Source organism: Pseudidiomarina insulisalsae (assembly GCF_003987065.1).
Classification (GTDB): Bacteria; Pseudomonadota; Gammaproteobacteria; order Enterobacterales; family Alteromonadaceae; genus Pseudidiomarina; species Pseudidiomarina insulisalsae.
The window spans coordinates 93,531-105,813 of sequence record NZ_PIPY01000008.1 but is presented as its reverse complement, the minus strand read 5'-3'; the positions used below and the strand labels follow the sequence as shown (position 1 = coordinate 105,813).

13 protein-coding genes and 1 pseudogene are annotated in these 12,283 nt (G+C 52.9%); 6 read left to right on the top strand and 8 right to left on the bottom strand.

What is annotated here, in order from left to right; genetic code table 11:
• Nucleotides 1–16: 16 nt before the first annotated feature.
• The 8 genes and pseudogenes from kdsA to hemA all read right to left on the bottom strand — a co-directional run bounded on the left by kdsA (nucleotide 17) and on the right by hemA (nucleotide 7,199).
• Nucleotides 17–850: a 3-deoxy-8-phosphooctulonate synthase gene (gene kdsA / locus CWI71_RS08675; RefSeq protein ID WP_420849292.1), complete on the bottom strand. Its 834-nt coding sequence runs from the start codon at nucleotides 848–850 to the stop codon at nucleotides 17–19.
• A 24-nt stretch (nucleotides 851–874) separates the two neighbouring features.
• Nucleotides 875–2,125: a DUF819 family protein gene (locus CWI71_RS08670; RefSeq protein WP_126754868.1), complete on the bottom strand. Its 1,251-nt coding sequence runs from the start codon at nucleotides 2,123–2,125 to the stop codon at nucleotides 875–877.
• A 24-nt stretch (nucleotides 2,126–2,149) separates the two neighbouring features.
• Nucleotides 2,150–2,959: a SirB1 family protein gene (locus CWI71_RS08665; RefSeq protein WP_126754867.1), complete on the bottom strand. Its 810-nt coding sequence runs from the start codon at nucleotides 2,957–2,959 to the stop codon at nucleotides 2,150–2,152.
• 48 nt (nucleotides 2,960–3,007) lie between these two features.
• Nucleotides 3,008–3,385, bottom strand: coding sequence for a SirB2 family protein (locus CWI71_RS08660; protein WP_241967669.1), 378 nt, complete (start codon nucleotides 3,383–3,385; stop codon nucleotides 3,008–3,010).
• An 86-nt stretch (nucleotides 3,386–3,471) separates the two neighbouring features.
• A pseudogene (locus CWI71_RS08655) lies at nucleotides 3,472–3,981 on the bottom strand (response regulator); the annotation flags it as partial.
• 3 nt (nucleotides 3,982–3,984) lie between these two features.
• Entirely contained in the window at nucleotides 3,985–4,827 is an 843-nt protein-coding gene (prmC, locus tag CWI71_RS08650; protein ID WP_198678768.1) for a peptide chain release factor N(5)-glutamine methyltransferase, read from the bottom strand.
• Nucleotides 4,828–4,829: 2 nt separating this feature from the next.
• Nucleotides 4,830–5,921, bottom strand: a complete 1,092-nt coding sequence (gene prfA / locus CWI71_RS08645; RefSeq protein WP_126754946.1) for a peptide chain release factor 1 — start codon at nucleotides 5,919–5,921, stop codon at nucleotides 4,830–4,832.
• A 15-nt stretch (nucleotides 5,922–5,936) separates the two neighbouring features.
• On the bottom strand, nucleotides 5,937–7,199 hold the full coding sequence (gene hemA, locus CWI71_RS08640; RefSeq protein ID WP_126754864.1) for a glutamyl-tRNA reductase: 1,263 nt from the start codon (nucleotides 7,197–7,199) through the stop codon (nucleotides 5,937–5,939).
• A 94-nt stretch (nucleotides 7,200–7,293) separates the two neighbouring features.
• Between hemA and lolB the strand changes: the two genes are divergently transcribed.
• From lolB to ychF, 6 genes are all read left to right on the top strand, one after another.
• Nucleotides 7,294–7,935 carry a lipoprotein insertase outer membrane protein LolB gene (gene lolB / locus CWI71_RS08635; protein WP_126754863.1) on the top strand — a complete coding sequence of 214 codons (642 nt, stop codon included), beginning with the start codon at nucleotides 7,294–7,296 and terminating at the stop codon, nucleotides 7,933–7,935.
• Nucleotides 7,923–8,792: a 4-(cytidine 5'-diphospho)-2-C-methyl-D-erythritol kinase gene (gene ispE / locus CWI71_RS08630; RefSeq protein ID WP_126754862.1), complete on the top strand. Its 870-nt coding sequence runs from the start codon at nucleotides 7,923–7,925 to the stop codon at nucleotides 8,790–8,792. The genes lolB and ispE overlap by 13 nt, the downstream gene beginning before the upstream one ends.
• A gap of 8 nt (nucleotides 8,793–8,800) precedes the next feature.
• Nucleotides 8,801–9,748 carry a ribose-phosphate pyrophosphokinase gene (locus tag CWI71_RS08625; RefSeq protein WP_126754861.1) on the top strand — a complete coding sequence of 316 codons (948 nt, stop codon included), beginning with the start codon at nucleotides 8,801–8,803 and terminating at the stop codon, nucleotides 9,746–9,748.
• Between the two features lie 138 nt (nucleotides 9,749–9,886).
• Entirely contained in the window at nucleotides 9,887–10,570 is a 684-nt protein-coding gene (locus CWI71_RS08620) for a 50S ribosomal protein L25/general stress protein Ctc (RefSeq protein WP_126754860.1), read from the top strand.
• 6 nt (nucleotides 10,571–10,576) lie between these two features.
• A complete protein-coding gene (gene pth / locus CWI71_RS08615) occupies nucleotides 10,577–11,170 on the top strand; it encodes an aminoacyl-tRNA hydrolase (RefSeq protein ID WP_126754859.1) in 594 nt (197 codons plus the stop codon).
• A 1-nt stretch (nucleotide 11,171) separates the two neighbouring features.
• Nucleotides 11,172–12,263, top strand: a complete 1,092-nt coding sequence (gene ychF / locus CWI71_RS08610) for a redox-regulated ATPase YchF (RefSeq protein ID WP_126754858.1) — start codon at nucleotides 11,172–11,174, stop codon at nucleotides 12,261–12,263.
• The last annotated feature ends 20 nt before the right edge of the window (nucleotides 12,264–12,283 follow it).

Genomic DNA, 12,283 nt, shown 5'->3' with positions numbered 1-12,283 from the left:
TATCGCTAACTGACAGTTAGTTACCGGTGTCTAACTCAGCAAAGTCCTTCACCAGTTGGTCAACCGCCTGCATTTGCTGCAAATAAGGTTCTAACTTGGCAAGTGGCAAGGCACACGGACCATCACACTTGGCCTGATCCGGGTCGGGGTGGGCTTCGATAAACAATCCAGCCAGACCCAATGCCATACCGGAACGCGCCAGCACGGCCGCCTGCGCACGGCGACCGCCCGCTGAGTCAGCGCGCCCACCGGGACGCTGCAAGGCGTGGGTTGCATCGAACATGACCGGGGCCATTTGGCGCATCTCGTCCATGCCCAACATATCGACCACCAGGTTGTTATAACCAAAGCAACTACCACGCTCGCACAGTATCACCTGATGATTATCTGCTTCTGCGAACTTTTTCAGAATGTGGCGCATTTCCTGGGGGGCCAGAAACTGTGGTTTTTTCACGTTAATGACAGCGCCGGTTTTGGCCATGGCCACTACCAGGTCCGTTTGTCGCGCTAAAAATGCGGGTAGCTGAAGAATATCAGCAACTTCCGCCACCGGTGCTGCCTGATGAGGTTCGTGCACATCAGTAATTATCGGAACATTGAAGGTGCGCTTGATCTCAGCGAAGATTTCGAGACCTTTGTCCAGGCCGGGGCCGCGATAAGAATGCACCGATGACCGGTTGGCTTTATCAAACGATGCTTTAAAAACGTAAGGAATACCCAGGCGCTGGGTGACTTCGACGTAATGCTCGGCCACACGCATGGCCAAATCACGGGACTCCAGCACGTTCATGCCGCCGAACAAAACAAACGGCAAGTGGTTACCCACCTGCACGTCACCAACTTTTATCACTTCAGTATTAAACACGTTGTTTCCTTAGCCTGTCGCGATAACGCGAAGAATTTGTCCACAAATATAGGCCATGTAAGTACCTAATGCATAACCTAATACCGCCAGCAACACACCCACTGGCGCCAGTGACGGATGGAAAGCCGAGGCAACGATCGGCGCCGAGGCGGCACCCCCAACGTTGGCCTGACTACCTACGGCCATATAAAATACCGGGGCTTTAATGAAGCGTGCGACCAGCAGCATTAAGCTGGCATGAATAAGCATCCAGATAGCACCAATCAGGAAGTATTTCGGCACTTCGACAATCGCACTGACGTCCATATGCAGACCGATGGTCGCAACCAGAATATAGACAAACAGCGAGCCAACCTTCGAGGCACCTACCCCTTCAAGACGGCGAGCCCTGGTGAATGACAAAGCAACACCTAAGGTCGTCGCAATCACAATCAGCCAGAAGAACTTCTTATCCAGACTGAAATCAACTAAGGCAGGAACGTTTGCCGAAATATAAGGGGCAATAATGTCTGCACCTAAGTGGCCAAGACCGGCAACGCCAAAACCTACGGCGAGAATAAAGACCAGGTCGGGCAGCTTCGGTTCGCGACGGTGCTCGGCTTCGTAATGCTCAATGCGCTCTTTAATACTTTCAATTGCTGAGGTGTCAGCACCAATGCGGGTATCGATTTTTTTACTGTTCGCAGCCATGTAAAGCAACACCGCCATCCACAGGTTGGCAACAATAATGTCGACCGTGACCATGGCTGAGAAGATCTCGCCACCCACCTCATAGACTTCTTTCATTGCCGCCTGGTTAGCACCACCACCAATCCAGCTACCGGCAATGGTGGTCATACCGCGCCACACCGCGTCCGGACCAGCACCCCCCAGCATCTCGGGGAACAGTACCGAGACCAGCAACAGGGCAATCGGACCGCCGATGACAATGCCGACGGTACCGGTTAAAAATAAAATAAGGATTTTCGGACCCAGGCGGAATATTGCTTTTAGATCGAGGCTCAGGGTCAGCAGCACCAGACAGGTCGGTAGCAAATAATCCATCACCAGCGGGTAGATGGCCGTTTCGCTACCGTTCACGATATTAAAAGTATTCAGTAGTGAGGGAACGAAATAGCACAGCAACAGTGCCGGCACCCACTGATAGAACTTCTGCCAGAACGAGTGGGTGCTTTGCTGAGTATAAAAAATAGCACCAAGAATGACGGCAATAAGGCCAAAGATAATACCGTCATTGGTAATTAAAGGAGCTGCTTCCACGTTCACCTCTTATTGTTGTTATGTTCAATGTAAAACGGTTTGCGGGGTGGTCCAGTTTTCTAATTGCAGGCGCAATAATTGCGCGCTTGGATCATCGGGGCATTGTTCGACAAAATACTGGTAGTCGTCAACTGCTACATGATTACAGTCAAGCTCTTCCAGAATGTAACCACGATCGCGAATTTCATAGGGATCGTCAGGCAATATCGCCAGCAGCATATGTACGGTGGTCAGGGCATCGGCAAACCGGCGATCGCTGATCAACGCATGCTTTACCTCATTCAGATAACGCACCAGTACAATTTTCTGATCCGCTGCTTCGAGTTTATCCCAGCTGAAGCTTTCACCGCCTTCGGTGGCGTCTTCAAAACGTTCCTGTACCTGCTGGCCACGCAGCAAGTCGCCACTGGCCGGATCGACAAAATAGCTATGCTGATCGTGGTCAAAGCGTAACAGCGGGTAATCAGGGAAATCAATGAGTTCCAGTACCAGGCCAAAGTGATTCGCTGCCTCTTGCAGCAACAGCGCCAGAGTAAAGGGTTCACCGGTTCGTAAGCGAATGGCGCGATCAATAAGCACCCGCTTACTGCTTAATAGTGGCTCCGGGGCTTTACTGAAACCAAGTTGCCAGTAAAACGCGCGCGTCAACGCGCGTAGTTTTTCCACGCCTTCAAGCTGCGCCAGGCCGGAGTGCTCTTTGAGCTCGTTCAGTTGCTGATAAAACGAACTGACATAAAGGTCACTGTCGGCGTGAAATACGCGGCTGACTTCCCACACAATTTCAATGGTGGGAAGTAATTCATGATCAACATGTTCTAAGTACGAAAACTGCATAGTACCCTTTTGTTAAAGATGGCGAATCGGCGGTGGCCCTCGCCGTGCTTAACCTATCAGTGCCTGTTTGCTGAACGCCACATGCAACAGGAAGGCTATCGAGGCCAGCGCACCGACGAAACCGGCGTAACGCAAGGCAGCGACTTGTGCCTTCATTGCCAGCAGACCAAACAGGATATAGGCCACCAGACCAAATGTTTTATTTAATAACCAGGGCGTCTCCCACGGCCACTGCTGCCAATGCAGCAACATGCCGACAATGGTCAGCAGTAAGAAAGTGTCAATTACGTGGGGAACGATTTTTACCCATTTTTGCCGGGCAACTCTGGCATCAATACTGCGCCAGAAAAAGCGCAGCACAAATAATAACACACTTAGAACAACAAAAGTGACATGCAGGTGTTTTAGCGCAATGTAAGGGATCACGATGCTTCCTTTTCTAATAATTGTTGGACCGCCTGAGCGGCTTGTGGATAGTCGTCTTGCAACAGGCGCTGTATTCGCTGTAAGCGTTGCTCCAACTGTCTGCGTTGGGTCTCCACCTGCATAATGTCACGGTAGGATCGCAATGCGGACATGACGCTGGTAAACAGCTTCTGCGAGGTCAGCTCTGTTTTCGCCTTGTAGTCATTTATATCATAATTTAGTACCACAGCGCGTTCTGGCGCCTGGCCAGGCTGTCCGGTACGCAGAATAATACGTGCCTGCTGGTTGCCTTTTTCTTTTCGAATGTAGTTCGCAACCTGTAAGCCTGCGTCATCGGTTTCCATCACCACATCCAGCAAAACCAGCGCCAGGTCACTGTGCTCATCTATTTTGCTGCGTGCTTCGGCAATGGAGTGGGCGCTGATAAACTCCAGTCCCGCGCCTTCAAACACCACGTCCATCAAGGCCAGACGAGTGACCGCATGGACTTCTTTCTCATCATCGACGATCAGAATCTTCCATTTGTTTTTCGGTAATGCTGGCTTGCCTGACTCTGGCTCGGGCTGCTCATTTGCGAATATAAATTCGTTCGACATAGCTTAATTCGCCTCCTTATTGCGCCAACGTCCATAACTAATGCGCTCCAGATTAGCATAATCGCGCAGGCTTTGAACTGCGCTAAAGCCGCGGCTCGCTAATAAGTCGCGACATCCCTGCGCCTGCTCATAGCCGTGCTCCAGCCACAACCAGCCGCCGGGTTGCAGGTAATCAGGGGCCTGATGAATAATGCTGGCCAAATCTGCAAAGCCCGCGGCATCGGCTACCAACGCTGAATGCGGTTCAAACCGCACGTCTCCCTGCTGCAAATGCGGGTCGTCTGCGGCAATGTACGGCGGATTACTGACAATCAGGTCGTAGTGCTCATCCGCTAAACTGCTGAACCAGTCACTCTGAAAGATCTGCAACGCCAGTTGCAGTCGTGCAGCGTTCGCTTTTGCCAGCGCCACTGCCGCAGCTGACTTGTCGACGGCCGTCACCTGCCACTGCGGACGCTCGCTCTTCAGGGCTAAGGCAATAGCGCCGGTGCCGGTGCCCAGATCCAGAACCCGTGCTTGTGACGGCAGATTGAGCTCGAGAATTTTCTCGACTAACAGTTCGGTGTCCGGTCGTGGAATCAGGGTACTGTCGTTGACTTTAAGTGGTAGCGACCAGAATTCGCGCTCACCTAATAAATGTGCGACAGGTATTCCGGACTGGCGTTGTTGCAGCAGTGCCATAAACTGCTGCAACACAGGTTCACTGACCTCACGCTCAGGCCAGGTATGCAGATAGGTGCGGCTTTGTTGCAGCACATGCGCCAGCAGCACTTCAGCGTCCAGCCGGGGGGTCTCACTGGCGCTGAGACACTGTTGGGCGTGCTGTAACAAAGCACTGATGTGCATGATCAGCCTTGTTGCTCGGCCAATGCCGCCAGCTGGTCCGCCTGATGCTCCTGCACAATCGCGTCGAGAATAAGATCCAGCGCGCCGTTCAGTACTTCATCAAGCCGGTACAAGGTCAGATTGATGCGATGATCGCTGACCCGACCCTGCGGGAAGTTATAGGTGCGGATACGCTCTGAGCGGTCACCACTGCCCACCAGACTACGACGGGTTGACTGTTCTTCATGCCGGCGCTTTTCATCGGCCTGTTGCTGTAGACGCGCCTGCAATACCGACATCGCCTTCGCCCGGTTCTTGTGTTGCGAGCGTTCATCCTGACACTCTACGACAATACCTGAGGGTAAGTGGGTAATACGAATCGCTGAGTCAGTACGGTTTACGTGCTGACCACCGGCACCTGATGCCCGGTAGGTGTCTACCCGCAGATCCGCCGGGTTAATTTCGATCGCCTCGGCTTCCGGCACTTCAGGAAGCACCGCCACTGTACAGGCCGAGGTATGAACCCTGCCCTGCGACTCGGTCTCAGGCACGCGCTGCACGCGATGGCCACCGGATTCGAATTTCATCCGACCATAGGCGCCGTCGCCCGACATATGGGCTATCACTTCCTTGTAACCGCCGTGCTCGCCCTCGTTGGCATTGACAATACTGACTTTCCAGCCATGTTGCTCGGCATAACGGCTGTACATACGGAACAAATCACCGGCGAAAATAGCGGCCTCGTCACCGCCGGCACCGGCACGAATTTCCAGATAGCAAGGCCGGTCATCATTTGGATCGCGGGGTAACAGCAGTACTTGTAGCTCTTGCTCGAGCGTTTCCTGTTTGGTTTGCGCGCTTTCCAGCTCCAGCGCCCCCATTTCGCGCATCTCGGCGTCGTCTTCGGCCAGCATTTCTTCAGCGGCCTGCGCATCTTCCTGCGCCTGTTGGTAATCGCGGAAGCATTTCACCAGCTCTTCAAGCTGTGAATATTCCCGTGAGAGCGCACGGAAGCGCTCCTGATCCGCAATAATGCCAGCGTCGCTTAACAAGTGCTGCACTTCCTCATAGCGCTCAAGCAGCGCTTCAAGTTTGCGGGTAATCGAAGGATTCATCATGAATAAGAAACCTTAGTCGTTATCATTGTAAAGTTGCTGAAACACCGCCAGTGTCTGATAATCACCTTTGGCACCCGCCTCACGCATAGACCGTGTCGGCGCATGTAAAAACTGTTGGGTCAGGCGTTGCGTAAGCTCTGCCATGACCTCTTCGGCAGCTTTGCCCGCCGCCAGCTGATTCCGCGCCCGCTGCAACTGCTCCTGCGCTAGTTGTTCAGTATGCTGTCGAAAATCACGCAGTACGTCGACATGATCCAGGCCGCGCAACCAGGTCATAAAACTTTCGGTTTGCTCGGCAATCATCGCCAGCGCCTGTGCCGCCGCTTCTTCACGGTTACGCATGTTTTCCTGAATAATGCCCTGCAGGTCATCAACACTGTACAGATAAGCATCATTTAGTTCATCGACCTGGGACTCAATGTCACGTGGTACGGCCAGGTCAATCAGCAGCATCGGTTTGCGTTTCCGTTGCTTCAGCGCGCTTTCGATTAAACCTTTACCGATAATCGGCAAGGTGCTGGCGGTGGAAGAAATCACAATATCCGCTTGTGGCAGCAATTCAGGTAACTCGCCAAGCGTATGTGCCTGACCGGCAAACTTGCTGGCAACGGTCTCGGCGCGCATCAGGGTACGGTTGGCAACCATCAGGCGGCTGACGCCAATTTCGGTCAGATGTTGTGCTACCAGCTCAGCCGTATCGCCGGCGCCGACCAATAATACCGATGCCTGTTGCAGCTCGGCGAAAATATGGCGCGCCAGATTTACTGCGGCGAATGCCACCGATACGGCGTTCTCACCCACAGCGGTCTCACTGCGCACCCGTTTGGCAATATGAAACGTTTGCTGAAACAGGCGCTCCAGAATGCCACCGACACTGGCCTGATTCTTGGCAAACTGATAGGCCTGCTTCACCTGTCCCAGTATTTGTGGCTCGCCAAGAATCAAAGAGTCCAGACCACTGGCAACGCGCATCAGATGATCGATCGCCTGCGCGTCAGTGTGACAATAACTATGACTTTGTAATGCTGTGGCTGACACACCATGATAGCCTGCCAGCCAGCCGAGCAGTAAATCGCTGGACGGCGCGCTGGCGCCATCGGCGTGACAATAAATTTCGGTGCGGTTACAGGTCGAAATAATCACCGCCTCGCGCACACCAGTCTGGTCACGCAATGCAGGTAACGCCTGGTGCAACTGCTCAGGTGAAAACGCGATTTGCTCGCGCAAATCCACGGAAGCGGTTTTATGGTTAACACCGAGTGCAAAAATAGTCATAATGAAAAAAAGCGAGCCTCTGGCACAGCAAAACGCCGCTAATTGTACGTTAAAGGCCGCATGATGAAAAGCATACCAACTGTCGGACAAGTCCATGAAACTACGCTTATTGCTGCTGTTCAGTCTCTTGCTAAGCGCCTGTGCAGCGCCTCCTGAAGAAATTCCGGTCACCGCAATCGATAGCAATGCGGTAGCGCGACATCAGGCCAGGGTCGCAGCGTTAGAGCAATGGCAACTGACCGGGCAGCTGGCGTTGTTTAATTTGAGTGCCGACGAGCGTGACGCTGTCTACCTTGAATGGCAACAGCAGCCACAACAACTCAACCTGCGCTTTTATCACCCGCTGAAAGGTACGCTGGCACGGCTGGAACAAGACCCCAGCGGCGCCGTCTATTATGATGAAGATGGCCAGGCTTACTATGGTCGTTCGGCCCAGCAACTGGTGCAGCGCCTGTTTGCCTTTGCGTTACCGGTTGAGTTACTACAGCGGGTGGTCACTGGTGCGCAACCCGCCGACGCCTCGGCACAACGCTACCAGCTTCTGAACGAAGATGAACTCCCCTACGCGCCTTTGTTCAGTTACCGTGTCGCTGCTGAAGATCAGCTATGGACAGTACAGCTGGCCCGTTATGAGGCGCATGGCAGCGCCGACGCGCCGTTATTTTTGCCCACCGACATTGAGCTGATGAGTGAGCAGTGGCGCATTAAATTAAGAGTGAAAGCATGGAAACTATAGTACTGCCCGCGCCGGCAAAACTGAATTTGTTCCTGCATATTACCGGTCGACGCGACAACGGTTACCACGAGCTGCAGACCGTTTTTCAGTTTCTCGACCAGCATGATGTGTTAAGTTTTACCCGCCTGGCAGGCAATGCGATTGAGCTGGAATGTGCGGACCCGGCGCTGGCCAACGACGAGAATCTGGTCGTGCGCGCGGCGCGATTGTTGCAAACACAGCAAAAAGTACCTCAGGGCGTGCGTATGATTCTCGATAAACGCCTGCCCTATGGCGGTGGACTCGGCGGTGGCTCCTCTGACGCTGCCACCACGTTACTGGCCCTGAATCAGTTATGGCAACTGGGGCTTAGCACCACCCAACTGGCGCAGTTTGGCCTTGAACTAGGCGCCGATGTGCCGGTCTTTGTCCACGGCCACGCCGCCTTCGCCGAAGGTATTGGCGAGCAACTTTATCCGGTTGACCCGCCCAGTCCCTGGTACCTGGTTGTTGATCCGGGCGTGCACATTAGCACCGCGGAGTTGTTCCGCCACCCTGACTTAACCCGGGACTGCCAGCCGGTAAGTGTTGACGACTGGCAACAACGTGCCACCACAAATGTGTGCGAACCACTGGTCCGCCGACTCTACCCCGAAGTTGCCAAGGCCCTTGACTGGTTGGTAGAATACGCGCCAACTCGGCTGACGGGTACCGGCGCCTGTCTTTTCGGTACCTTTGAAAGCCAGGAACTGGCTCGTGCGGCGCTTGCTGATCTGCCCGCACAATGGCGCGGCTTCGTCGCGCGCGGCCTGAATGAATCCCCGGTCTGCCAGCAACTGCGGCAGGCTTCAACTGACAACCTGACCAACCATGACTGAGGTTTAGTGTGCCTGACATGAAGCTATTTGCTGGCAACGCCACGCCAGAACTCGCCCAAAAGATTGCTGACCGACTCTATATCAAACTCGGCGACGCCGAAGTTGGCCGTTTTAGTGACGGTGAGATCAGTGTAAAAATTAACGAAAACGTTCGCGGTTCTGACGTTTTTATTATCCAGTCCACCTGTGCGCCGACCAACGACAACCTGATGGAACTGATCGTTATGGTCGACGCCCTGCGTCGCGCCTCGGCTGGCCGTATCACTGCTGTGATGCCGTACTTTGGTTACGCGCGTCAGGATCGCCGCGTGCGTTCGGCACGGGTCCCCATTACCTCGAAAGTAGTGGCCGACTTCCTGTCCAGTGTTGGCGTAGACCGCGTGCTGACCGTTGACCTGCATGCCGAGCAAATTCAGGGCTTCTTCGACGTGCCGGTAGACAACGTGTTTGGCAGTCCGGTGTTGTTAGAGCACCTGCGCAAGCAGGACTTTCACAACCCGGTGGTCGTGTCGCCTGATATCGGTGGCGTCGTTCGCGCCCGCGCCATTGCCAAATTACTGAATGATATCGACCTGGCAATTATCGACAAACGTCGTCCGCGCGCCAATGAATCACAAGTCATGCACATTATTGGTGACGTGCAGGACCGTGACTGCATTATCGTTGACGACATGATCGACACCGGCGGTACCCTGTGTAAAGCCGCTGACGCATTGAAAGCCAATGGTGCGCGCAATGTCTATGCCTATGCTACACACCCGGTCTTTTCCGGCAATGCAGTAGCGAACATCCGCGAATCGAATATTGATCAGGTCGTCGTAACTGACAGCATTCCGTTAAGCAGCGATATGAAAGCGCTGGAGAAGGTCCATCAGCTGACCCTTAGCGGCATGTTATCAGAGGCCCTGCGCCGGGTGAGTAACGAAGAATCGATCTCGGCAATGTTCGAGTATTGATTGAAATCAGAGGGCGTGGGTGGTACTATTCCGCGCCCTCGAATTTGACTGTCGCAAAATGCGTTTGGTCATTGAGGAAAGTGCCGGTATTTGGTCGCGAATAACCGGCTTATTTTTATTTAACGGAGACACTCCAACATGTCGAACATTGATTTTACTATTCAAGCAGAACTGCGTACTGATACAGGGAAAGGTGCGAGCCGCCGCCTGCGTCGCGCAGACAAAGTGCCTGCTATCTTGTACGGTGCGAACAAAGAAGCCGTTTCTCTGACTCTTGATCACAACAAAGTGAACAACATGGCAGACCACGAAGCTTTCTATTCGCACATTCTGACCCTGGTCGTCGACGGCAAGAAGCAACAGGCTATCTTGAAAGACGTACAACGTCACCCATACAAGCCAAAGCTGACTCACCTTGACTTTCAACGCGTTGAGAAAGATCAGAAGTTACACACGCATGTACCTCTGCACTTCCTGAACGAGAAGACTGCGAAAGGCGTGAAAGACGAAGGCGGTGTTGTTGTTCACCACATCAACGATGTCGAAATCACCTGCTTACCGAAAGACTTGCCTGAGTACCTGGAAGTTGACGTAGCAGCGCTACAAATTGGTGACAACCTGCACTTAACCGACCTGCAACTGCCTCACGGTGTTGAGCTGACCGAGCTGACCAAAGGCGAAGATCACGATCAGGCGGTTGTTTCTATCGTTGCTCCGCGTGTTGAGAAAGAAGAAACTGAAGAAGGCGAAGAAGTTTCTCCAGAAGTACCAACCGCTAAAGAAAGCGAAGAAGCTGAAGAAGACAAAAAAGACGAAGAATAAGACCCTATGTCGACAATTCGTCTACTCGTGGGCCTGGGAAATCCAGGCCCCGAATATTCGCAAACCCGTCATAATGCAGGCTTCTGGTTGGTAGAAGAATTTGCCCGCCGGCATGCCCTGACCCTGCAACCAGAAACTAAATTTTTCGGTCACACCGCGCGCTTACAAAAAGGTGCCTGGGACCTGCGTCTGCTTGAGCCTATGACTTTTATGAATAAAAGTGGCAAGGCCGTGGCAGCGCTCGCCAACTTTTTTAAAATTGCGCCTAATGAAATTCTGGTCGCTTATGACGAACTCGATCTGCCTCCCGGGGTTGCGAAGTTTAAAACCGGTGGCGGTAGTGGCGGACATAACGGCATTAAAGACATGATCGCGGCCCTTGGTAGCCCCGACTTTCATCGCTTACGTATTGGTATCGGTCATCCTGGTCATAAAAGTAAAGTGACTGGCTATGTGTTGGGCAAAGCACCCGCCGCCGAGCAGCATATGATGGACGATACCATTGCGCAAGCCTGCAACAGTATAGAACTGTTGCTTGATCAGGATATGCGTGCTGCACAGCAGCAGCTGCACAGTTTTAAAGCACAGAGAGAGAGTTAATATGGGATTCAAATGCGGTATTGTAGGCTTACCTAACGTTGGTAAATCTACCTTGTTTAATGCCTTAACTAAGGCCGGTATTGAAGCAGCTAACTTCCCTTTCTGTACCATTGAACCGAATACCGGCGTGGTTGCGGTGCCCGACCCACGTTTAAATCAGCTTGCTGAAATCGTGAACCCGCAGCGGGTATTGCCTACGACCATGGAATTCGTCGATATCGCGGGCCTGGTAAAAGGCGCATCTAAGGGCGAAGGCCTGGGTAACCAGTTCCTTGCCAACATCCGTGAAACCGATGCCATTGGCCACGTTGTACGTTGTTTTGAAAACGATAACATTGTGCACGTTGCTGGCCAGGTGAATCCGCAAGAAGATATTGAAGTCATCAACACTGAACTCGCGTTAGCTGACCTCGACAGCGTCGAGAAAGCGATTCACCGTTTAGGCAAAAAAGCCAAAGGTGGCGACAAGCAAGCCGTAGCGGAAATCGCCGTGCTTGAGAAATTATTGCCGGCACTGGAAAATGGTGACATGGCCCGCTCGGTTGAGCTGAGCAAAGACGAGCGCGCTACGATTCGCTCGTATAACTTGCTCACGTTGAAGCCAACCATGTACATCGCAAATGTCAATGACGATGGCTTTGAAAACAACCCCTACCTCGATAAGGTTCGGGAAATCGCTGCCAAAGAAGATGCGATTGTGGTTCCGGTATGTGCTGAAATTGAATCAGAAATTGCTGAGCTGGATGACGACGAAAAAGCTGAGTTTATGGCAGATTTAGGCATTGAAGAACCTGGTTTGAACCGGGTCATTCGCGGCGGTTATGAATTGTTGAACCTGCAAACCTATTTCACCGCTGGCCCGAAAGAAGTCCGTGCCTGGACCATCCCGATTGGTGCTACCGCACCGCAAGCTGCGGGTAAAATTCACACCGATTTCGAAAAAGGCTTTATTCGTGCCGTGGTGGTTGGCTTTGACGACTACATTGCCCATAAAGGTGAGCAAGGTGCCAAAGAAGCTGGCAAACGTCGCGAAGAAGGTAAAGATTATATCGTTAAGGACGGCGACGTGATTCTTTTCCGCTTCAACGTTTAAGCCATTCTGGTATGCAAAAA